Raw genomic sequence first — 23,778 nt, 5'->3', positions numbered from 1 at the left:
TCTATAGGTGACTTTACCAATGTATTCCGACCGCATAAACGCATTACCCCCATACCTTTTCGCAGCGATAGACGAAGCAAAGGAAGAAATTATTGCAAAGGGGGTGGACGTGATCGACCTCGGGGTTGGAGACCCTGACCTGCCGACCCACCCCCACATTGTTGAGGCCGTGCGCGAGGCTGTCCTCGACCCGAATACGCACCAGTATCCCTCTTATGCGGGGCTGCTGGAATTCAGGAAGGCGGCGGCTGAATGGTGCAGGAAATATAAGGGGATCGAGCTTGACCCGAAGACCGAGGTGCTCTCCCTGATCGGGTCAAAAGAAGCTGTGGCCCACATCCCGCTTGCTTTTGTAAACCCCGGAGACATCGTGCTCTATACCGACCCCGGGTATCCGGTCTACAAGATAGGGACGCTTTTTGCGGGCGGAGAGCCTTACCCTCTGCCGCTGAAGGCTGAAAACGACTTCCTGCCGGACCTGGACGCAATCCCGGAGGACGTCCTGAAGAGGGCAAAGCTCTTCTTCTTCAACTACCCGAACAACCCCACCTCGGCAACGGCAGACATGAAGTTCTTTGAAAAGGTTGTGGAGTTCTGCAAGAAAAACGACATCATCGCGGTCCACGACAACGCCTACTGCCAGATGGTCTACGACGGGTACGAGGCTCCTTCTTTCCTGGCAGCCGAAGGGGCAATGGACATTGGGATGGAACTCTACTCCCACTCCAAGACCTATAACATGACCGGCTGGAGGCTCGGGTTTGCCGTAGGGAACAGGGACCTTATCAAGGGGCTCGGCAAGGTCAAGTCCAACGTGGACTCCGGGGTCTTTGACGCAATCCAGATCGCCGGGATTGCAGCCCTCTCCTCCTCCCAGGACTGCGTTGGCGACGCAAACAAAATCTACCAGGAACGCCGGGATGCCCTGATCGAGGGGCTCAAAGCCATGGGCCTGGAAGTAAAGCCGCCCAAAGCCACCTTCTACGTCTGGGCTCCTGTCCCGAAAGGCTACACCTCAATCGGGTTTGCAAAAGTCCTCCTCGAAGAAGCAGGAATCGTAGCAACCCCGGGTGTCGGCTTCGGAGACGCCGGCGAAGGTTACATCAGGTTTGCCCTCACCAAGCCCGTCGAGCGGATCAAGGAAGCTGTCGAGCGGATGAAGAAGCTGCAGTTCTGATCCGGCAACCGGCCCAACCGGCTCAGGTAGGATAGTTCTTAAAATCCAAAACATCTCTTAAATCCTCAAAATAAGGCGGCAAAATTCCTTAAAATGCCGCCAAAACTCTTTTTTTGAAAAAAATCCGGTTAGAACCGGTCAGGCAACAGGACTCTGGATTTATTTTTGCCGGAAATTATCCAGGCTTGCAGGTCTTCCGGAATTCACGGCTTAGTAGACCGGAAACCGCAGGTTTTACCCCTTTACTTAGTCCCGGTGCAGGTTCACGGTCGCCTCCGGCGACCGGCCTTTTCCCAAAGCTGAAAAAAGAAAAGAAGAACCTGAAACACAGCAAATGGCTGATCCTAAAAGAAATGAAAAAAGTTAGTTACATTTTTTAGACTGGGACCCCAATGTAAATTTTATGAAGTTCCCCGGCGACATCCTCAGCGCTGTTGTATTCCTTATCCGGAAGCATGCCAAGTCCCCGCAGTATGTCCGGGATTGCTCCACTCTTCCTTGCTTGCTCAATAATGTCGTTCCTTTTTACAGGAAAATCTATATTTTTTAAGATCTCCTGAATTTCCGTGGGAAGTTCTGAAATAAATGCGCCTTTACTCTCAGTTTCCATGATGTTCCCCCTTTATTTGTTTAGTCTCCTTTAAATTCACTGGCGACATCTGCAGCGTTTGTATACTTCTTTTCCGGAGATTATTTAGATCCCGCAGAACGTCGTCTCTAGCGTTCGTTATCCTTCGCGTTTAACAACATCTTCCGTCTTTGCAGGAAAATCGATACTTTTTCAAGCTTTCTGAAGGAAGCCGAACTTTTTTGTTGTTTTGTTGGTATGAATATCAATGCTGATTTACTATTTAAATGTTAACATGTTACTGTAAAAATATGTTAAAAATTAATACTTTTTTGTTATTTAGTATCAATATATAATGTATATTAGTAATATTCCATGATAAAATTAGCAAAAAAGGGATCAAAATACAAAAATATATGTACTTAAAGAAAAAAATGTTTGTTTCCTATGGTTTCATCCCCATAGTTTCATTCCTATAGTTCCATCCCAAACCGTTTTTTCCCATATAATCCCTGAAAGCTTCCTCATTCTTACGAAGGCGTGCTTACTCTTATTTATGAGCCCTACATAACTATGAAGGGGTCAATAATGATAATGCTGGTAAAGTTTCTTGAATCCGTGCAGGGGATCACGGAGCAACTGGAAATCTCAGTTAAGGTAGGGAAAGGGGATACCGTGTACACTGTCCTTTTAGCCCTGGCCTACCATTACGGGCATGATTTCTATGCTGTTACCATCGGGGATAAAAGTGAAACCCCGAAAGTCAGGATAATGCTGAACGGCAAGGACATCGGACATCTGAAAGGGTTCGAAACCAACGTGAAAGGCGGAGACATCCTGGTCCTGTCCTCACAGGAGCCGTTAATAAACCTTCATGATTAATTTTCAGGCCTGCCTGTGCTTGATTTACTTTTCTTCATTTTTCCAAAAAAATTCCCGGAGGTTTCCGGGTAGCAACAGGCCTCATTTGCCGTTAAAACCCATCGGAGGCCCCGTTCACGAAGTGAACGGCTTTTCCTTGAATACAATGAAAAAGGCGCAGACTCAGAAACCCGGAAAACGGCTGTATTCGTGCTCAACAAAATGTGCTTACAGGCTCATTTTTTTCAAATAATTTACAACCTTAACTGACCGTCCAATTTTGATTTTTTTAGCGTCTTCTTTTTACTTTAACACCTGCTCAGGCCTCGCTTCGCTCGGGACAAAAACGGTTAAAGACGGCTATTCAGGTCGCACGGGTTTAGTAAAGTTAGCTCAAATTTAAGGTTACACGGAGTTTCGACAGCAGCGCAAAAACTCCCCCTGCCTTGAAACTATATATCTCCAGACCCAATGAACCAGACCCAAAAACCAGACCCAATGAACCAAGACCCGATGAACCAGACCCAATGAACCAGACCCAAAAAACCAGACTCAAAAAAACCAGACTCAAAAAAACCAGACTCAAAAAGCACTTCTTTTTTAAGCCATAACTTCCTTATCAGAGCAGCATGCCAGAACCCACAAAAGATCTCTCAAAAGAACCGGGAAAAGAGCCCGCGAAAGAGCCCGCAAAAGAACACGAAAAGGGACCTGTAAAGCCTGCCATCAAAGAACACTTCCAGCTCAAGGAAACCATAGTCACGATTGCAGCCGACGACCCTGCCCACATCGAAGCTGCAAAAGAAGCCATCAGGGTTCACAGGGCAGCCCTTGAGACCTACATCCTCTCAGACCCTTATTTCAAGCTCACCCTCGAACCTTACGCCTGCCCGGAAAACGCCCCTGAAGTCGTCCGGAGGATGGTAAAGGCAGGAAACACCATGGGCATCGGGCCCATGAGCGCGGTTGCAGGCACAATTTCTGCCCTTGCAGTGGAAGCAATGGCAAAAGCCGGGGCAAGGTATGCAATAGTCGATAATGGCGGGGACATTGCACTTATCAACGATAGGCCGGTGGTTGTGGGGATTTATGCAGGAAATTCACCTATAATGAACCTGGGGCTTGTTTTTGAGCCGAGGGACACGATCACTGGAATATGCACTTCTGCAGGAACTGTAGGGCCTTCCATCAGCTTCGGGATGGCGGATGCTGCGGCTGTTTTTTCGGATGACGTATCCCTTGCGGATGCTGCGGCAACTGCACTTGGAAATGAGGTGGGTATAGGAAAGGAATCAGTAGAGGCTTCCTTTAAGGCAGTAAAAGGCATTCCCGGGATAAAGGGCGCACTCGTGATCCAGGGAGAGTATATCGGCATGTGGGGAAAAGTGCCGAAAATTACAAGAGCAGATGTCAGGTACGAGTATATCACCAAGGCGTGACACCGCCATCAGAAACTTTTTATGTTTTCAGGATTTCTTTTTATGTGAGCATTGAAGCAAAAATATCTGTGCGGCTTGAATTGTGCAACAACTCCCGGGTAAAAACATTAATATACGATTGATTTTATTTACGACAAAATATAAAATTGGCAAGCAGGTCAATTCTATTTTTAAAAAATATCAAGGCATTATATTCTGCTTAATTTGCCAGGTTTTAGAAGAATTCCCGCGACTTAAAACTATAGTCTCAAAAATGATAGTTACTGACACGGTTACTAACACGCAATCAAATACAGCCTTTCAAAGTCCTATTTAAGAATTGGGGGTCCTGAATGAACGAAAAGACAAGGAAGTCTGGTATTCATATTACTGGAGATAAGCGGGCAGAGGAAGCGCGGAACCAGACTGAACAGCACATAAACATGAGGCTGGAGAGCATTCTCTCGCCTGCCCGGGAGATGGCAAACCCGGAGCTTGCCGAGATCATCGATGTCCAGGCGATCCAGTCCCTTATGGATGATTTCTATATGCTTGCTCACATTCCCATGAGCCTGATTGATCTCAAAGGCAATGTTCTGGTAGGTGTCGGATGGCAGGATATCTGCACCAGATTCCACAGGGTTCACCCCGAAACCTGCAAACACTGCGTAGAGAGTGACACAAAACTATCCGCGGGCGTTGCCCCGGGGGAGTTTAAACTTTACAGGTGCAAGAACAACATGTGGGACATAGCAACCCCGATCATTGTGGGCGGCCACCACATCGGCAATATCTTCTCCGGTCAGTTCTTTTTTGAGGATGAGCCTCTGGACTATGAACTTTTCCGGTTTCAGGCCAGAAAATACGGCTTCAATGAGGAAGAATATATAGCAGCACTTGAAAACGTTCCGCGCTTGAGCAGGGAGGAAGTGGACACAGGTATGGCCTTCTTCATGAAGCTTGCCAGCGTGATCTCGCAGCTAGGCTACAGCAATATCAAGCTGTCCCAGTCGCTGGCGGAACGTGATTCCCTTTTGGACGCGCTGCTGGAGAGTGAAGAGCGGTTCCGTTCGGTCCTTGAAAACTCACTCGATGCGGCATACCGGCGGAACCTTCAGACCGACAGCTACGATTACATGAGCCCGGTGATAGAGAAGATTGCTGGTTTCTCTGCCAGGGAGATGAGCTCAATGAGCATCGATGAGGTTCTTGGTCTCATTCATCCCGCCGACCGCACCCTCATTACTGCGGGATTGGTCCAGGCATTGGATATTGGCTTCGGAACGCTGGAGTACCGGTTCAAACATAAGGACGGAAAATATCGCTGGTTCGCCGATCACTTTACGATCACCAGGGATCAAAATTGCAGGCCCCTCTTCCGCGGAGGTATCGTCCGCGACATTACCGAAAGCAAAAAAGCAGAAGAAGCTCTTAAAAAAGCACATGAAAATTTAGAAGAAAAAATTAAAGAACGAACGACGCAGCTTGAGAAGGCGTACAACTCATTAAAAATAAGTGAAAAAGGTCTTGCTGAAGCCCAAAAGATGGCTCACATTGGAAATTGGGAGTGGGATCTTGTAACTGGGGAATCATACTGGTCTGAGGAAATGTATCATATTTTTGGACGCGATTCTCAAGAGTCAGGTGCAACTTACGATGAACTTTTAAACTATGTGCACCCGGACGACCGAGACTATGTGGATAACGCTATCAAGAAAGCTTTAAACGAAAAGCCCTTTGGCATTGATTATAGGATTATCACAGCCAATAGAGAAGAGCACACAGTCCATGCGCAGAGCGAAATCATTTTTGATGAAAAGAATATCCCTGTTCGAGCAAAGGGAATAGTTCAGGACATTACTGAGCGTAAAAGGGCAGAAGAGAGGATTCATACACTGGCGAATGCTGTGGAATCATCGAACGATGCTATTGTAACTGAGTCTCTTGACGGTATTATTACCAGCTGGAATAAGGCGGCAGAGCAGGTTTATGGTTATTCGGCTGAAGAAATTCTGGGAAAAGACGTCTCAATACTTGAACCGGATAATATCAGAGGGGAAACGAAGCAGTTTTCTGAAAAGATTAAACAGGGAGAAAAGATCCAGCACTACGAAACTTCCAGGTTAAAAAAGAACGGCACAACAATAAATGTTTCAATAACTCTTTCCCCGGTTTTTAACACATATAAAAAGCTTGTAGCTATCTCAGGTATTTCCAGGGATATAACTGAAATCAAAAGAGAAAAAGAAGAAATCCGGAAAAGTGAGGAACGGTACAGGCTTATCACAGAGCAGACAGGGCAGCTCATATACGACTTTTATTTCAAAGAAGACAAAATCAGCTGGGCAGGTGCTATTGAAGAAATTACGGGATATAGCCCCGAAGAATTCCAAAATTTTGATTTTGCGATGTGGATTGAACGAATTCATCCAGAAGAGAGGGAACGTGTAGAAAAAACAATCAAAGAAGCCAGGAAAAAGGGGAAAAAGTTCCAGGAAGAATACCGTTTCCGAAGGAAAAATGGCTACTATATTTATGTTAGCGTTATTGGAACTTACCTTCTCGATGAAAAGGGGCAGTCCTACAGGATTGTAGGAATAGTAAAAGATATTACGGCGAGAAAAGAGGCAGAAAAAGCCCTGGAAAATATCGAAATCGCCCGTAAAAAAGAAATTCATCACAGGATTAAGAATAACCTGCAGGTGATTTCTTCTCTCCTGGATCTTCAGGCTGAAAGTTTCAGCAACAGAAAATCTGTTAAAGACTCCGATGTTCTCAACTTTTTCAGGGAAAGCCAGAACAGAATAATGTCTATTGCCCTGATCCATGAAGAACTGCACGAAGGCGGAGGAAACAACACACTGTACTTTTCGCCTTATCTCGAAAAGCTCGCTGAAAACCTTTTCCGGACATACAGCCTTGGAAATGCCGACATTAGCTTAAATATGGATCTTGAAGAGGATGTTTTTTTTGATATGGATACTGCAGTCCCTTTAGGTATAATTGTTAACGAGCTTGTTTCCAATTCGTTAAAATATGCATTTCCAGGAAGGAGCAAAGGGAAAATTCAAATTAAACTCTTTAAAGAAGAAAAAGCTAAGGAAGAAAAAGCCAAAAGTGAATTCCGAAATAAGGAAGAGCAAATTACTGGAAAAGGCTCTGTATATACCCTGATCGTCGCAGATGACGGAGTTGGCATCCCCGAAAAAATTGATATGGAAAGCTCAGATACACTCGGTCTGCAGCTTGTAAACATCCTGGCAGATCAGTTAGATGGCGAAATCGAGCTAAAAAGGGATAGAGGTACCAAGTTCATTATAAAGATTAATGTATAGGATTGTTCTGTAAAATCCCCGGTTGATGGGTTCGGTTTATGATCGTTCGTAAACCCTCATAGTTCTAAAATACGGTGTTTTTTAGTGTTAATGAACAGAGAATGTTTTTAAATAAAACTTTTTATATAAATCCTACGTTCGGCAGGTCGACATTAGAAATTAGAATATTTTTCTTGATGTCGTTTTAGAACATTAGCTAACTATATATTAGGTTTAAAGTTAGTTAACCTGTGGCTCAACTCCCAAGACATATATAAGCACTAAATCATTTTTCCATTAAAGTTTAGTATGAGAGCTTAATAATTAGTCATATGTAAACCTAAAAATTACACGTAATTATAGAGCATCATTTCAAAATCGCCATCATCAAAATTATTAGAATTTAAATGTCGACCTGCCGAGAGTAAGTAAATACCTTTATAAACGAACTTATACATAGTTAAATACATTCAAATTCATTTGATTCAAATTTTGTAACTTTGATCCGGACTCTCCTTTAAACTCTGCTTGGAACAATATAGTTGGGGAATAGTGTCGGAAACTGAGTAATGTCATCATCGGAAAAAGCTAATAACTTACCCTTGGAGGAGACTATCTATGTTAGGGGGCTATACCGGAAAGATCCTGGATGTTAATCTTGACAGCGGAGAGCTTAAAGACGTATCGCTTGACGAAGAAATGGCAAAGATGTACCTGGGAGGAAAGGGGCTTGGCCTGAAGATCGTATACGACTCTTTCAGGGCTGACATGCAGCCTTTTGATCCGGACAACCTCCTGGTGTTTGCCACGGGGCCTGCGACCGGGCAAAAGATCCCGACCAGCGGGCGCTACCATATCGTCTGCAGCAAGTCCCCCCAGACCGGGACCGTGGGCAGCGGGAATTCCGGAGGAAAATGGGGGCCTTTCCTGAAATTTGCAGGATATGATGTTGTCATCGTGCGTGGGATCTCAAAGGAGCCTGTCTACCTGAGCATCGTGGACGGAAAAGCCGAGCTTGTCCCGGCCCCGGAACTCTGGGGGATGACGGTCCATGCGGTTACGGACGAGCTGACCGAGAGGAGCGGAAACCCGAAGAAGACCTCGGTTGCATGCATCGGGCCTGCGGGAGAAAACCTGGTCCCCTTTTCCGGCATCATGAACGACAAGTACCGGACTGCGGGCAGGACCGGGCTTGGGGCTGTCATGGGGAGCAAGAAGCTCAAGGCGGTCGTGGTTTCCGGAAGCCGGAAAATTGAACCTGCAAACCGGGAACTTCTGGAAGATAGAGCCATAGAGTCCATGAAGCGCATCAGGGAAAACCCGGTTACCGGCCCCAAAGGAGGGCTTCACACATACGGGACCGCGGTCCTTGTAAATATCATCAATGAAAGCGGGGCCTACCCGACCCGGAACTTCCAGGAAGCCTACTTCCCGGACGCCGACGAGCAGAGCGGGGAGACCCTGGTCAAAAAATACCTGACAGGCCGCGGGGGCTGCTGGGGCTGCCCGATTGTCTGCGGAAGGAAATCCGACGTGCCAGACGGGCCCTTCAGCGTCCGGGATACCGAGGGCCCGGAGTACGAGACCCTCTTTGCCTTTGGTTCCGACTGCGGGATAACGGAACTCGACGCCCTGATAAAGGCCAACCACCTCTGCGACGAACTGGGGCTTGACACCATCTCCATGGGAGGCACCATCGCCTGTGCCATGGAACTCGTGGAGAAAGGAAAAATCCCGCCAGAGAAACTGCACGGCATGAACCTGCGCTTCGGGGACCCGAGCTCAATGATCGAAGCCATCTGGAGGACCGCCTATAAAGCAGGGATAGGGGCTGACCTTGCCCTGGGTTCGAGAGACCTTGCGAAAAAATACGGCGCCCCGGAATTCTCCATGGCTGTCAAGGGCATGGAACTGCCTGCCTACGACCCTCGCCCGATCCAGGGCATAGGCCTGAACTACGCAACCGCAAACCGCGGGGGCGACCACGTCTACGGGTACATGATCTCCCCCGAAGTCCTGGGACTGCCCTTAAAGCTTGACCCCTACGCCGTCGAGGACAAACCGAAATGGACCATCATCCTCCAGGACCTGACCTCGGCCATAAACTCCTCCGTAGTCTGCCTCTTTACCTCGTTTGCCCTTGGCCTGCCCGAATATGCCGGGATGCTGGCAGCAGTTACGGGCTTTGACCTTGACGCCGACAAGCTCCTGAAACTCGGGGAGAGGGTCACAAACCTCGAGCGGCTGATGAACAACATGTACGGGCTTGACCGGAATGAAGACATTCTCCCAAAGCGCCTTACCGAAGAGCCGGTCCCTGACGGCCCGGCCAAAGGCCAGATCTCCCACGTCCCGGAAATGATCAACGAATACTACGCACTCCGGGGCTGGATCGACGGGAAGCCCACGGAAGGGAAGTTGAAGGAACTCGGGATCGCCTGAAGGATCACCCGAGGGGCCTGAGAACACCCTTCTTATTTTTTCCGAAATTTCCTTTTCATTTCTTATTCCGGAGAGATAGGCTTGAAAATACACATAAAGTTCCTTGCGACTATCCGTGAAATCACCGGAGAGCCCGAAATCGAGCTTGAGATCCACTCAGGGGACACCGTGGAAGCGGTCATGAGGGTTCTGGAAAGCCGGTACGGAATGGAATTTAAAGAAGCTACGACAGGCACTACTGCTGGTGGGATCCCGAAAATCAGGATCATGGTAAACGAGAGAGACATGGAGTTTCTTTCAGGGTTTGAAACCGAACTGAAAGCCGGGGATATTATGGTCCTTATCCCTCCGGTTGCAGGAGGGTGAAAAACGGAATAAGACAGTAAGGGAAAAGAAGGAAGTAGAGAGATGATAAAAGGTCCGAATACTATGAAGAGGACCGAATACCATAGAGATGCTTCTTGCCTGGGAAGCGCTTTCATTTACCCCGGAAACCATTTTTCAGTCTAAGCGCCATAGGAATTCCCCCGCCAGCTTGCCTGGCGGCGCCTCTCCAAAAGGAAATCAAAAAGATCTAGAAAAAGAGTAATTTTTTGATTGAGACTGCTAGCGCACTAATTTCGAATTGAACCCCTTGTATTTTTTTAAGAATATTTTTTCCATTCAGTCAACTGGATGTCATTTGTAGTTATGATAATGTATTATTCAGTCATTTTAATGCCCATTATGATCATCACAATACCCTTTTGATAATCACAATGCACTCCTCAGTCATCAAAACGAACTTTTTAGTCAGGAAAATGAACTTCTAAGCCATCACAATGAACTTCTCAGTCATCTGGCTACTCTTCTGCGTATCCGCATACACTTTATCGGAAAAACCGGTCAGCAAGCTGACCGGTGAGAACGTCGGTACCTGAAAAATAAATTAAAAAACCTTTCATTTTATTCAATTTACTCAAAAACATCAACCTCGAAAAATTGGGCGACCTATGAAATAAGCCTGACGAATCTTAGCTAAAAAAGTGTAAAATTGACCTAATTTATTGAAAAAGAAATCCGAATAAGAAATCTAAAAAAGAAAATGGGAGGGAAAAAGATTCTCCCTCACTGTATCAAAATTTCAGGTTTTTTTGTCCTCCTTACCTCTTTTTCAACAGGAACATTACGGAAAGAATTCCCGCAACTGCAAAGACAAGCCCAAAGCCCGGACTTTTCTTTTCTTCTCCAGAGGTTGCTTCCGGAACTTCATTACCCGTTATTTCCTGTGCCTCTTCTCCGGAGTCTGGAGTTCCTGCCGGCGTTATCGTAACGGCATCTCTCTTTTCCCCTGTGATCGAATAGTAGGAAAAGCCGGGGGTTTCAGCCCTGAAGTAGAAAAATTCGGCGTCTTCCCCGGTTTTTTCAGTCGCAAGCGGGGTCCAGGCATTTTCATGGAAGCGGTTCAGGACGAGGCTTGTTTCATCGATCATATTCTCTTCCATCCAGCTGCGGGGGACCTTAAAGTCAATCACGGCACTCTCAAAAGTACCTGATTCCCCAAAGAACTGGCTTCCGATCACTATGTTCATGTACTGGTAAACCACACCTTCCGGACCTTCCAGAATCGTTTTTGGCAGGCCGTTTAAGATCTCCACTTTTCCGGTCACTGCCCCGGCACTGGTCCCTGAAACAAAGCTGATGCCCGTAACACTGCATCCGGGGTCACTGAATGTAAACTCCGCCTGCTGGCCTGCGAGCACCTGCTGCCTGGAAACGTCCGCTGCCTGAATGTTGACAGAAGGCACTCCCGAAACACCACCAAAACGGGCTGACCGGCTCCCGCTGCTCTTCTCCGGTTTTTCTTCTCCGTCATCGGCAGGTTCGGGAGGGTTGTAGAGGGGGAGGCTGTCAAACTGGTCTCCAGATTCCGGAATCTCGTAAGGAAGGTCACAGAACCCGTCTCCATCTGCGTCAGGTGTGGTTTGGGAAAAACCTGTCCCCTGCGGGTTTGCCCAGCAGTTGCCTCCGATATACGGGTCCCCGAGGATATTTGGCTCTTCGGTCTTGCTGGTATTCCAGGTGTTTCCGGCACTTTCACCCATCAACCGGACATTCAGAAAGTCACTTGAGAAGAAATTGTCGTAGATGCTATTATTGCAAGCAGCGTAAAGCACGAGCCCTCCATCGTTGTTGCTCACGCGGTTTCCTACCAGACTTGAGTTCGTCGTATTGTAAAGATAAATGCCGTATATGTTATGCTCAAGCACCTGGTCCCTGACCGTTATGTTCTCACAGTCAACAAGGTACACAGTTCCTGCATTGGAAGAAGCATCGAGCACCCTGTCGGATTCCCCTGCAAAGTAGTAAATGGGCTTCCCGTCTACAAGGTTGCTGGTATCGATATCATTTTCCTCCACTCCAAAAATTGCTTCTGCCCCGAAGTTGTATTCGTTGCCTGAAATAAGATTATTTCTCAGGACGCTGGAATAGGAAGCAAGCATGAGCCCATACCCGTTTTCCGAGATCCTGTTGTTATTCAGGAGGTTATTTTCCCCGGCAACAAAGTAGATCCCATAGAAATTATTCTCCACAGTGTTGTTTGAACAATTGCTACTGCTGTCGATCAGGCCCAGAATCCCGAACTCGTTTTCGGATACCGTGAGGTTGTACAGGGTGGAATTCGAAGATTCTGAGACAAAAATCCCAAACCCGTTCTTTTCGAGCACCAGGTCCCTGGCAGTCACATTTTCACAGCTGATCAGGTAGACAGTACCGGCATTTGAAGCCGAATCCAGGACAAGATCCGACTCTCCTACAAGGTGATATATCGGCCTGCCGTCAACCGTGTTGCTGGTATCGACATCATTTGGAAGGAGATCTCCAGAAAATAAATATTGGTCCATGAAGTTGAAAGTGCTGAACTGCATCGAGTTGTTTCTCAGGACATTTGCCCCTGAACTCGAGAGCCAGAGCCCTAATTCGGCACTTTCGCTTATGGTGTTGTTGTGCAGCTCATTTTCATTACTCAGGTCCAGGACCGCAATCCCGTATCCATTGTCCTGCAGCTCGTTCCCGGAGAGTTCGTTTCCTGAGGCGTATTCAAGCCAGAGCCCGCAGGTAGAAACCGAACTTATGCTGTTCCCACCTGCAGCGTTGTTATCGGAACCCTCAAGATAAATCCCAAATCTTCCTCCGGTCACGGTGTTTCCGGAAAGGGTACAGTTTTCGGACTCGCTTAACCAGATCCCGAAATAGCTATCAGAAAGGACATTCCCGCTTAAACTGCAGCCTGATACCCCTTCCAGGTAGACTCCTGCAACATACCCTTCAGAAGCCCCGGACACGGTAAACCCGCTGATGTTCACGGAATCGGCAGTCACGTTGAAAACGTGTTTTTCAGGATCAGCCGCAAGGACGATCGTGTCTTCAGGGCTCCCGGATGAAGAAATGATGCTAACTGATTTGTTCACCAGCACGTTTTCCGTATAAGTGCCCGGGCTTACGAGGAGCGTATCCCCTTCCCACGCAGCATTCACAGCCGCCTGGATCGAAGAGAATGTCTCGGCTCCGGGACCCACTGTGAGGGTCAGCGGGACGCCGGGTTCCCTGGTGAGGGGCAGGTAATCCTTAGTTCCGGTCAGGTAGTTGATAACGTAAGGAGTATCCCCTATCCCATTACCGTCAGCGTCAGAGCCCGAATAATCGCTCCAGTAATTTCCGGCAGTGTTATTCCATATATTCTTCTGGCCACAGTCTTCAACGTTCTTTGTGTTATTGAAAGCATTGCCGTAGAAGGTGTTATTTTCGGCTCCGGAGAGCAAGACCCCTACTTCCGAGTTATTTGATACCGTGTTGTAGCACAGGACATTATCCGCTGCCAGGACTCCATTGGTCATGCTGCCCTCAAGAATAATGCCGCGGCGGGAGTTGTCCAGAACTGTGTTACCCAAGAGGATATTGTGCCGGCTTATGGTCAGGTCAAACCCGCTTATTCTATTCGAATTTGCGGTGTTTGCTGTAAGGGTGTTGTATTTAGAGCCTACCAGAAGGAGCCCTATAGCATTGTAAGAAACAGTGTTTTCCACGAAACAGTTGTCATCGGAGTAGGACACATAAATTCCATAATTACTCCCGGAAGCATTGTTGCTGCTTACAATGTTATCGCAGGACTCGTAAAGACAGATTCCCCATCCCGGATTTGCGGATAGGGTGTTGTTTGTCAGGGTGTTTCCTGAAGATGCCTTCAGGTAAATCCCGTATGAATTGCCCGAAAATTCGTTACCTTCTACCGTACTGTTCCAGGAATTTTCAAGATAGACCCCTCTGTACCGGTTACCATAGAACGTATTGTTTACGATTATTGCCTCTTCCGTCCCGTAAAGGGCAACTCCAAACAGGCTGTCCCGGAACATCAGGTCCCGGACTGTTACGTTCCGGCAGTTAAAGAGACAAACAGGACCATCACCGGCCCCGGCATCCAGGACATAATCGGAAACTCCGGAAAGGATGTAAAGGGGCTTTCCGTCCAGCAGGTTGCTTGAATCCATATAGGACACGCTTTGTGAAGAACAGTTCCCTTTAATATCAAAACTGTAAGTGTTTCCTTCCATTCTGTTGCAGGAGAAAGATTCCCATTCCGAATCTTCAAGGGAAAGCCCGCAACCGTTTGAACTTGCGGAATTGTTCGTGAAATTTAAGCCGCGGGAATTTTTGATGCAGAGTCCGTAATTGTTTTCTGACGAGCTAATGTTTTCAACGTGGGAATCCGTCGTATTGTAGAGGTAAAGCCCGTAGTAATTTCCTGAAAGGTTCAGGTCCCGGACCGTCACGTTCCGGCAGTCAATGCAATAAACGGTTCCGGCATCCGAATCAGAATCAAGGATAAGGTCAGTTTCGTTTACAAGATAGTAGATAGGCCTGCCGTCGACCGTATTACTTACGTCAATGTCGTTTGCAGTCGAAGCGCCCGGAATCTTAAAATTGCAAGAGTTGTTTTCCAGCCTGTTATTTCTCAGGCTATTCTCTTCCGACCTGTCCATAAGAATTCCGATGTGACTGGATTCAACCCTATTCCCGGTCAGGGTACAGTTCCCTGAAAAAATCACAGAAATTCCACAGTAGTTATCCGAAAGCACGTTTCCGCTTATGTTGCAGTCCCTGACATCATAGAGCCAGATCCCGGCGGTGGAGTAGGTAGAAGAAGACACAAGTTCAGACCCGCCACTTACGGAAAAACCTGAAATGTTAACTCCATCTGCAGTTACGTAGAACACGGAATCTTTCGGGTTTGAAGCGTTTACTTTTGTGTACCCGGGCCCAAACTCGGAAATGATTGTAACAGCCCTGTCAACATCCACATTTTCCGTGTAAGTGCCGTTTTTAACAATAATTGTAGCCCCCGGAGAAGCGGCGTCAACCGCAGCCTGGATGGAAGAAAAGTCCGCAGGCCCGTCATCGTCCACATAGATAAGGGAAGCGTCAGTTACGCTTATCAATTCCGTTTTTTCAGTAGTACTGTATCCGTATTCGTTTTCCACGCGGAGTGTGACATTGTACTTTCCGGCTCTCGCATAGGTATGGGCAGGGAAACGGGCCGTTGAATTGTTTCCGTCCCCGAAGTCCCAGTACCAGGCCACGGGAGAGTAAGTACTTGCATCAATAAACTCGACCGTTAGCGGAGCCGGGCCCGAGGCCACATTGGCAGTGAAAGCAGCTTCTGCCGCCTCGCTCCGGTTTGTGAAGGCTTTAATGCAGACGCTCATGTTTTCCACAGCAAGAGAAGTGTCCACCCAGCTTTCCCCGTCCGGGCTGAAGAAACTCTCCCCTTGACCTGCCCTGGCTTTGCTGCTGTGTCCGGCAAGCGGGTATTCAACCGCCACAGGATAGGAATAATCGGGGGTAGTAAATTTTACAACTACTGAAAAGTTCTGCCCGGCCTCAAGCGGGACTCCGGAGTCCAGGGAAACCGTATGGTAACCCGCAAAGGGGATTGTCCCGTTAACGGAAGTTTCTGCCCCCTCAGGATTTATGGGCCCGGAATCCGTACCTGTGTAGACGTAGATTTCGTATCCGGTATCGGAAGCAGTGGTATAAAAACTCACGGCTTCGAGGGTCTCGGCTTTTTCGGCTGTGAAGACGTTGGCTGCCCAGGCTGCGTTGCTTCCCGAATACCCGATACTTTCAACCCAGCCCAGGGGGTCGTACTGGTACACATGAGAATAGGAGCCGAGGTCTTCGGCCGTATGAACAGTACTTCCGCTCCCGATAACAGTGTCGTAATACGAAACATAGAAGAAACCTTCCTCTCCCCAGGCGGTACCCCAGGAATTTTTGACAATGAATGCCCCGTCTCCCGGAGCTGCAGGAGTGAATTTATTCCGGTCAAAAGAATCGTCCCAGCCCACGATGCCTATCATATGGTTTGCTGGTTCCGAACCGGAGTAATAATGGCTGCAGTTGGCAGAGTCATAAGCATCGGAAGTAAAATGAATGCTGGAGTCAAGCACCCCGTAATCCATCAGGGCCCATTTGATGAGCTCGTTATCTCCGGGACCGCTTCTTGCCGGGAGGAAGAGCACTTCCTGAACAAGCATCAGGGCAGGAAGGTCTGTCGGGGAAACCCCGGAGTGGGGGTCATAAGAGTCATCGGTTTCGCTTACCGGACCGCTCCAGCGGGCAAGATAAGCCGTAGATATAAACTCGTTTCCGCCGTCATCATAACTTCGGTCAAAACCTTCAGGATAATCCTCGGAAAGCAGGTTTTTCATGTTGTTTTCGGAAAAATCCCTGTTTTTTCCTTCTGCTCCGAGAATGTAAGATTCCAGGGATGCATAGGCTCCAAATGACCAGCAGCTTCCTGCATCCTTCTGGTCCCGGACAGGACTCACAAGCCCGAGGGTACGGAGGTCGTAAGAAACAGGATAAGAACTCAAACCTTCCAGACTTTCAATAGTTTTCAGGTGTGAAAGGTCTACGGGGGCGGGAGTGAGGCCGGTTGCTAAATTTTCAACCCGTTCTGAAGGCTCACTGGAGGTCAAAAACATTCTTTCCTCGCTTAACTCTTCTTTTTCCAGATACTCCTCAAACTCAGGATTCAAAGGAGCCAGGGAAAAAAGTCCTGAGGAATCACTTTCAGATTGAATATATTCATTATTTTCAAATGATAGGTATTCATTATTTTCATATGTTATATATTTATTATTTTCATGTGTTATGTATTCATTTTCTAAAGGAGTCAGATTTTCTGAAATTGCTGCCGCATGCCCTAGCAGGAGGCATATTGCAGCAAGAGAAAAAAATATAATGTGTTTTTTTAGCATTTTATCCCTTTATCCGTTTTATTTTGCTTCTTAATTATTTTAAAGTTAGAAAGCAGATTAAGCTTCATAATCGGCTTAAAAGCGAAATAACAAGTACATTTCAAAAAATAACATACTAATTTTTTAGTACAAAATTGGACTAAACAATTGAGTATTATTATATTTATATAAGTATTAAGTGTTTTTATATTTTAAGTGTTTTTATATTGTCATGCTTGTCCAGGAAAAATTACTTCAAAAAAGGCTTCTGAGGTAAACTTATCGTAAATAACGCAAATAGAAGATAAGAGACAAGATGGATTAAAGGATAAAGATAAGGGTGAAAGCTTGAAAGCACTGGTTATCATAGACATGACAAACGATTTCGTATACGAGAAATACGAACATGAAGGAAGGGAATATGAAGGCGGCCTCGTAGCTCCCCTGGGAAAGACAATCGTGGACCCGATAGTGAAACTTATGAAAAAAGTTTACAAATCGGGAAATGCCCCGGTGCTCAGGCTTCCTAAAGACCACTACAATGCTTTCACAAACCCGAAACTGGAACTGGAGCTTGCGGAAATGGGCATTGGAGAGGTGTTCATAACAGGCCTGGTTGACGAGGTCTGCATATACCACAACTCTCTCGGCTTTCTTGAGAGAGGCTTTCGGACAAATGTCGTAAAAGGCTGCACTGTCTCCTTCGACGAAGCAAAAGGAAAAGAAGCCCTGGGAGAACTCGAGGTCTGCGGGGCAAAGATGGTAAACGACATTCCCGACGACATCGAACTCATCCTGCTCCTCGAAGATGAGCACGATGAAAACTCGGAAGAAATCAAATCCGGGCAGTGGCCGCCCCACAACATGAAAGGTACTCCGGGAGCTCGTACTGTCAAAAAAATCCGGGATGCCCTTGAAGAAAGGAAAGAAAAAGAAGATGAGAGGAATTAATAGGAGGGAAATTAATAGGAGGGAAATTAACATGAGAGGAATTAACATGAGAGGAATTAACATGAGAGGAATTAACATGAGAGGAATTAACATGAGGGGAATTAATAGGAGGGGAATTAACATGAGAGGAATTAACATGAGGGGAATTAATAGGAGGGGAATTAACATGAGAGGAATTAACATGAGAGGAATTACTTCCCTTTACCCCGGAAACCGTTTTTCATTCTGGTTGATGCGGGAATCACCCGCCAGCTTGCCTGGCGGCGCCTCCCAAAAATAAAATAAGAAATATAATAGTTCTCTCTAAAAGAAGTTCAAAATATAATGGATAAATATATTTTCAGGTTGTGACGACCAGAGCACTAACTCAAATTGAACCTTGTGTTTTTTCCTTATCTTGTATTTTTTCTTAACCAGTCCATTAGTCACCTGAATCCTCTTTTTGCTTATCCTAATACCTTATTCAGTCATTCAGATGCCCTTTTTGGTCATCTAAATGCCTTTTCTCAGTTATTCTGATGACTTTTTTGTTTATTTCAATGCCACATCTCAGTCATTCTGATAACTTTTTTGGTTATCTAAATGCCCTTTTCTAAGTAATTTGATGCTCTTTCGCTTATTCATATACACCTATGGAAAAGGCCGGCTGCTTCGCTATGCTTCGCACCCGGTGAGAGTTACGGTACCTGAAAAGCAAATCAAAAAAGGTTTTATTTTTCTATTTAATCGAATAAATATCATCCTTGTAGAGGGGGAAGATCAAAGAAAAAGAGGAAAGAAAAAGAGGAAAGAAAAAGAGGAAAGAAAAAGAAAAGAGAGAAAGTAAAGGGGATGAAGAAGTGAATCAGGGGATAAAGGACTGAGTACCGGGGATGATAAACCGAGTCCGGAAACCAGTACCCAGGAACCTCCTGTTGCTCAGGAGCCTCTTCTTCCTGTTCCCCTCATTCAATTTCATTCAATTTAATTCAATTTCATTCAATTTCATTTAATACAACGTCCTTTCTTCATGATTTAACACGTTTTCTATTTCTTCTGCCTCTTTCATTTCCTCTATAACCTTCTGCCCTTTTTTAGCCCCGGTTTCAAAGTGGAGTACCCGCTGTGGGAAGGGGACTTCTATGCCGTTTTCTTCAAGGGTCTTTTTTATGTTCCAGAGCAGCCTTGTTTTGAGCCCGAACCATTCACTTACCGGTGCCCAGACCCTCACAACGATGTTTACCGAGCTGTCTCCAAGCTCGTTTACGAAAACCGAGGGGGAGGGACTCTGGAGGGCAAAGGGCTCTTTGTCGATCAGATCTTTAATGATCCAGATTGCAGCATCAGCGTCGTCACTGTAGCGGATCCCGACGGTGTACTCAAACCTCCTGACCGGGTGGCCTACGAGGTTTGTGATGTTTGTGGTGAAGACCTGCTCGTTGGGGATGCGGACCAGGAGCCCGTCATAGGTCCTGACAAGGGTGGAAATTATGCGGATATCGCTTACGTAGCCCGATATCCCGTTGACTTCCACCTGGTCCCCGATTTTAATGGGGCGCTCGATCATCAGGAAGAAACCCGAAACAAGGTTTCCCACAATGTTCTGGCTCGCAAAACCGATTACGATACCGGCAACTCCTCCGGCCAGCAGCAGCCCTGAGGGGTCAAGCCCTATAAGAGGAAGGATTGAGATGAAGACAACGCCCAGTGTGCCGTAATACAGGAGCTTGATTACGGCTTCGAGGACATCCTTGCTTACCTTATCCTGAAGAGACCTGCGCAGGTAAATCGTAATGATCCTGGCAGCAATTACCGAAAGGGCGAGGACGAGGACGAACTTTAAAAGGGCGCCCAGGGTGACGTTATGAACTTCACCGTTCATGGTGGTCTTGTACAGGGCATAGTCAAAGAAGTTAATGTCCGAGAAATTTATGTCCGGGATCACAGCCCCCACCCCATGTAAAACTTGAGGGGTACAAGGCCAAGCTTCCTGAGACCGTAAATCCCGAAAGCCTCTTTCCTGGCTCTCTTATCTTTCAGGAGGGCTCCCTTCCGCCCCCCTTCAGGAGGCATGAGCTCGAAACCCGTTTCAGCCGAGTTCTTGTTGAGGATATCCATCCTTGCCTTCATGAAGACATCCCCGTCGTAGTACAGTTTCATCCCGTAGGCATTGAAAACCGCCTTTGAGATCTTCACCCATTCGGAAGAAGTATTCCGGAGCGTCAGTTCCATGACCCCTTCCTCCAGGGGGTTAAGGGAAGGAGGCGATGTGTAGACCCGGCTCTTCCAGTACTTGCAGACCACCCCGTTTGAAACCTCTCCGTAGAGGGTGAACTTCTGCTTCACAAGGCTCAGCACGTCAAGGATTTCAAGGTTCTTGTTTGCCTTTTCCGAGATAAAGATCCCTATCTCAACCGGGAAGGTCAAAAAGATCTGCTGTTTTTCTCCTGCTCCCAGGAGCAGCGTTTTTTCAAACTCGATCAACAGGTTGGGGGTGATCTCCTTGGGGGTGTTCAGGGGCTCTACGGGGTTTATGATGAGGCTCTTATCATTTCCCAGGACAAGCTTTTCCACCTCATCGGACCCGAAGGTCCTCCTGTATACCCACCGCTCTCCAACCCTTTCCATGGAGATTGAAATTCCTTCCTGCTCCACCGAAAAAGGGAGTTCATGATAGCCGTACATGTTTATTCCAATCATTCTTCCATCATTCAAATTTTTTAAACAAATTTACTAACTATACATCCTAACCATTATAAAAAAAATAACATTGTAATAAATTTAAAAATGGCTGAAAAGGAAGATAAGGGCAGAAAAAGAAAAAGGAAAAAAAATAGAGAAGAAAATGGAAAAAAAGGCAAGGGGAAAGGAAAGAGGGTAAAAAGAAAAAAGAGGAAAGCCCTTACCTTCCGGCTTAAAGCCATTTTCTCTTCTTAAAGTAGGCAAACATTACAAACCCTACCAGAGCCATGAAAGCCATGACTGCCGGATAGCCCCATTGCCATCTTAGTTCGGGCATGTATTCGAAGTTCATGCCGTAGACGCCTGCAATGAAGGTAAGGGGGATGAATATCGTGGCGATGATCGTCAGGACTTTCATAATGTCGTTCATCCTGTTGCTCAAACTGGAGAGATAGACGTCGAGCATGGAAGAGAGGATATCCCTGAAAGCTTCGATTGCGTCTATGACCTGGATTGTGTGGTCATAGATATCCCGGAGGTAGATCTGGGTTGACTCCCTGATGAGCCCGGACTCGATCTTCTGCAGCCCGTTTATAAGTTCCCTCAGGGGCCAGACGGATTTCCGGAGAAGGATCATGTCCCGTTTATATCTCTGGATTGTTTGCAGGGTATCGGGTTTCGGATTCACGATAAGCTCATCTTCAAGGTCCTCTATCTTTTCCCCGAAATGCTCGAGGATCAAAAAGTAGTTATCTATAACAGCATCGATCAGGCCGTAAGCCAGGTAGTCGACCCCTGTCTTTCGGAGCCTGGAATTGGGGTTCCTGAGCCGTTCCCGTATAGGGTCGAAAACGTCTCCTTCCCTTTCCTGGAAAGAAAGGATATATTTGGGGCCAAGGATGATGCTCACCTGGTCCATGACGATTTCTTCCTTTTCCCTGTCAAGAAACATCATTTTTAAGACAGTATAGATGTAGGATTCGTAATCTTCCATCTTTGGCCGCTGCCCGGTGTTGAGCACATCTTCGAGGGTAAGGGGATGGATCTCGAAATATTTCCCGAGCTTTTCAATTACCTCAACGCGGTCGAGACCGTCCACGTTGATCCAGACGTTCATTTCGGTTTTTTCCTTAAAGGCCAGGCATTCCTCAACACTTTGCAGTTCCTTCTCAATGAATTCGCCGTTGTTATAGGCCCAAACCCTGATAACGACCCTTTCTGCCTTTTTTTCGCCCACGTGGACAAGTGTCCCCGGGGCAAGCCCGACCTTCGATTTCTTTTTTCCAAACATCCCAGGTTTCACGGATCTACCTCGCAGTCGAATACAAATTGGATTTGTACGGCAAATGGTAACCGGACTTACAGCGATACGAACTGGAACTCTAATACAAATACAGATACAAATACAAATTGGGCCTATCCTTAATTGAAGTTTCTGTCCACAGTGTTCAAAGACGCTTTTTCCGACCTGCCGATTGGTTGCTACCCTTCCGACCAATTTTGATTACCGTAACTATGAAGAAAAGAGGGAGTTTTTCTTAACTAAGGTAACCAGATAAATATATGTATTATATATCAGATAATATAATGAGCTGAATATATAATGAGATGTTTCTCCTGAAAAAGGGGAATAGGGAGAAATCGTCTGATTCGGTTTAAAATATTGGGAGTGGTTACTTTGGTTCAATCGGAAATCATGAATAGTTTACTTGGTATGGCAGATCAGTTCATTTCTTTTATTCCAACTCTTGTAGCAGTTATTCTTCTCATTATTGTGGGAAAAATAGTAGGGAACATTGTAGGAAACCTTGGCTCAAAAGTGCTGGACAAAATAGGGCTTGACGACCTGATTGACAAAACCGTCATCGGAGGCATGATAAAAAAAGCGGACATGAGTACGGTGGGCTTTTTTGCAGTGGTGATCCGCTGGTTCATCTATATCATCTTTGCCGTGATTATCATAGACCTCCTGGACATCCAGATTGTGGCAACCTTCATTACCGAGATTATCCTGTACATCCCCCTCATCATTTCCGCCTTTATCGTCCTGCTGCTAGGACTGCTGATCGTTGATTTCATCAGCAACACTGTAAAAACGCTGCTTGCCGCAATCGGAGTCGATGAAAAACTGGAAAAGACCCCCTTCGGGGCTTCCATGAAGGCAGGGGGAATGACTACTTCAGGGATAATTGCCGGGATTATAAGGCTCTTCGGGTACCTGATCTTCCTCACGGCTGCGGTGGACATCTTAAAGCTTACCATGTTTACGCAGTTCCTGATCGACATCACCGCGTACCTGCCGCGCCTCTTCACCGGGATCCTGATCCTGCTTGTCGGAATTCTTGCCATTGACTTTATCATGGACTACCTGAGCAGCACTGTAAAAGGCATGAACATCGAAGGGGCAGACATCATAGTCCCGCTCCTGAGGGGATTTTTGCTGCTTATCGTAATCCTCCTCGCCCTGGACACAATGCTCATCGACACAGGCATCCTCTACCTCTTCTTCGGGCCGCTTGCGTGGGGGATTGCAATCGTCATTGCCTTTAAGTACGGAATCAAGGACGCAATTGTAGCCTATGCGAAAGAAAGGAAGTAACCCTTCCTTTTCTCTACTTTTTTCTCCTCTGAGTCCTTCCTGAATTTTGCTTTATTATTCCCTGCTTTCCAGGCTCGTCACCTGCAACATATGAAAAATATTCTAACTAAAACATCTTTGTATTCTGACTAGAGTAAGGCAACTTTTTAAGACTATTTAGCCCGATTTTCCAGTAACTGGAAAAAGATAAAAATTATTCGATATATATATCCTCAATTTCACATTCTTTTTTTACGCATATGAAATTCAAAAGGTAACACTCCTTGAGAGCGTGCAGACTGCAGGTATGCCTTAAAGAGCCTCCGGGGCTTCGGAAACGATTACCCGGAAGTTTTTCATACCTATTAGCACAAAATCAAAATGCAGGGAAACAGCCCCAAAGATTGGGAACTTCCTTATTTATAAGAGTTAGAATAAATTATATAATAAAAATAATATTCATTATTAAATAATATAAATAACAAAATACAAATACTTTTTTTATGATATATTAAACTTGAATTCATA

13 protein-coding genes and 1 pseudogene are annotated in these 23,778 nt (G+C 46.4%); 9 read left to right on the top strand and 5 right to left on the bottom strand.

All coding sequences use genetic code 11. From position 1 onward, the window contains the following. Window positions 1-19: 19 nt before the first annotated feature. Entirely contained in the window at window positions 20-1,177 is a 1,158-nt protein-coding gene (locus FTO70_RS04265) for an LL-diaminopimelate aminotransferase (RefSeq protein ID WP_255334464.1), read from the top strand. Between the two features lie 376 nt (window positions 1,178-1,553). On the opposite strand, the gene FTO70_RS04260 is transcribed toward FTO70_RS04265, so the two are convergent. Beyond that, a complete protein-coding gene (locus FTO70_RS04260) occupies window positions 1,554-1,787 on the bottom strand; it encodes a DUF2795 domain-containing protein (protein WP_255334463.1) in 234 nt (77 codons plus the stop codon). A gap of 546 nt (window positions 1,788-2,333) precedes the next feature. On the opposite strand from FTO70_RS04260, the gene FTO70_RS04255 reads away from it, so the two are divergent. The 5 genes and pseudogenes from FTO70_RS04255 (at window position 2,334) to FTO70_RS04235 (ending at window position 10,146) form a co-directional block, all read left to right on the top strand. Then, a complete protein-coding gene (locus FTO70_RS04255; protein WP_255334462.1) occupies window positions 2,334-2,627 on the top strand; it encodes a MoaD/ThiS family protein in 294 nt (97 codons plus the stop codon). 608 nt (window positions 2,628-3,235) lie between these two features. Further along, on the top strand, window positions 3,236-4,045 hold the full coding sequence (locus tag FTO70_RS04250) for a UPF0280 family protein (protein ID WP_255334461.1): 810 nt from the start codon (window positions 3,236-3,238) through the stop codon (window positions 4,043-4,045). A gap of 449 nt (window positions 4,046-4,494) precedes the next feature. Continuing rightward, window positions 4,495-7,359, top strand: a pseudogene (locus FTO70_RS04245) (PAS domain-containing protein); the annotation flags it as partial. A gap of 597 nt (window positions 7,360-7,956) precedes the next feature. Then, window positions 7,957-9,780 carry an aldehyde ferredoxin oxidoreductase family protein gene (locus tag FTO70_RS04240; protein WP_255334460.1) on the top strand — a complete coding sequence of 608 codons (1,824 nt, stop codon included), beginning with the start codon at window positions 7,957-7,959 and terminating at the stop codon, window positions 9,778-9,780. Window positions 9,781-9,861: 81 nt separating this feature from the next. After that, window positions 9,862-10,146, top strand: coding sequence for a MoaD family protein (locus FTO70_RS04235; protein ID WP_255334459.1), 285 nt, complete (start codon window positions 9,862-9,864; stop codon window positions 10,144-10,146). A 776-nt stretch (window positions 10,147-10,922) separates the two neighbouring features. On the opposite strand, the gene FTO70_RS04230 is transcribed toward FTO70_RS04235, so the two are convergent. Next, window positions 10,923-16,799: a NosD domain-containing protein gene (locus FTO70_RS04230; RefSeq protein ID WP_255334458.1), complete on the bottom strand. Its 5,877-nt coding sequence runs from the start codon at window positions 16,797-16,799 to the stop codon at window positions 10,923-10,925. A gap of 609 nt (window positions 16,800-17,408) precedes the next feature. Between FTO70_RS04230 and FTO70_RS04225 the strand changes: the two genes are divergently transcribed. Beyond that, window positions 17,409-18,011: an isochorismatase family cysteine hydrolase gene (locus FTO70_RS04225; RefSeq protein ID WP_255334457.1), complete on the top strand. Its 603-nt coding sequence runs from the start codon at window positions 17,409-17,411 to the stop codon at window positions 18,009-18,011. After that, window positions 17,974-18,291 carry a pentapeptide repeat-containing protein gene (locus tag FTO70_RS04220; protein WP_255334456.1) on the top strand — a complete coding sequence of 106 codons (318 nt, stop codon included), beginning with the start codon at window positions 17,974-17,976 and terminating at the stop codon, window positions 18,289-18,291. The genes FTO70_RS04225 and FTO70_RS04220 overlap by 38 nt, the downstream gene beginning before the upstream one ends. A 708-nt stretch (window positions 18,292-18,999) precedes the next feature. Here FTO70_RS04220 and FTO70_RS04215 read toward each other — a convergent pair. The 3 genes from FTO70_RS04215 to corA all read right to left on the bottom strand — a co-directional run bounded on the left by FTO70_RS04215 (window position 19,000) and on the right by corA (window position 21,975). Next, a complete protein-coding gene (locus FTO70_RS04215; protein WP_255334455.1) occupies window positions 19,000-19,935 on the bottom strand; it encodes a mechanosensitive ion channel family protein in 936 nt (311 codons plus the stop codon). Continuing rightward, on the bottom strand, window positions 19,932-20,675 hold the full coding sequence (locus tag FTO70_RS04210; protein ID WP_255334454.1) for a DUF432 domain-containing protein: 744 nt from the start codon (window positions 20,673-20,675) through the stop codon (window positions 19,932-19,934). Before FTO70_RS04210 ends, FTO70_RS04215 begins: the two co-directional genes overlap by 4 nt. A gap of 229 nt (window positions 20,676-20,904) precedes the next feature. Further along, window positions 20,905-21,975, bottom strand: coding sequence for a magnesium/cobalt transporter CorA (corA, locus tag FTO70_RS04205; protein WP_255334453.1), 1,071 nt, complete (start codon window positions 21,973-21,975; stop codon window positions 20,905-20,907). A 411-nt stretch (window positions 21,976-22,386) separates the two neighbouring features. Between corA and FTO70_RS04200 the strand changes: the two genes are divergently transcribed. Then, window positions 22,387-23,271, top strand: coding sequence for a hypothetical protein (locus FTO70_RS04200; protein ID WP_255334452.1), 885 nt, complete (start codon window positions 22,387-22,389; stop codon window positions 23,269-23,271). The last annotated feature ends 507 nt before the right edge of the window (window positions 23,272-23,778 follow it).

The sequence above is a fragment of the Methanosarcina sp. KYL-1 genome (assembly GCF_024372725.1).
GTDB lineage: Archaea > Halobacteriota > Methanosarcinia > Methanosarcinales > Methanosarcinaceae > Methanosarcina.
The sequence above is the reverse complement of the archived record's forward strand: the minus strand, read 5'-3'. Positions and strand labels throughout refer to the sequence as shown.

What these genes read in the sequence shown, in the direction of transcription:
- FTO70_RS04250 (WP_255334461.1), top strand. Translation starts at nt 3,236, where the DNA reads ATGCCAGAACCCACAAAAGATCTCTCAAAAGAACCGGGAAAAGAGCCC.
- FTO70_RS04200 (WP_255334452.1), top strand. Translation starts at nt 22,387, where the DNA reads ATGGCAGATCAGTTCATTTCTTTTATTCCAACTCTTGTAGCAGTTATT.
- FTO70_RS04265 (WP_255334464.1), top strand. Translation starts at nt 20, where the DNA reads ATGTATTCCGACCGCATAAACGCATTACCCCCATACCTTTTCGCAGCG.
- FTO70_RS04240 (WP_255334460.1), top strand. Translation starts at nt 7,957, where the DNA reads ATGTTAGGGGGCTATACCGGAAAGATCCTGGATGTTAATCTTGACAGC.
- FTO70_RS04260 (WP_255334463.1), bottom strand. Translation starts at nt 1,787, where the DNA reads ATGGAAACTGAGAGTAAAGGCGCATTTATTTCAGAACTTCCCACGGAA.
- FTO70_RS04255 (WP_255334462.1), top strand. Translation starts at nt 2,334, where the DNA reads ATGATAATGCTGGTAAAGTTTCTTGAATCCGTGCAGGGGATCACGGAG.
- FTO70_RS04210 (WP_255334454.1), bottom strand. Translation starts at nt 20,675, where the DNA reads ATGTACGGCTATCATGAACTCCCTTTTTCGGTGGAGCAGGAAGGAATT.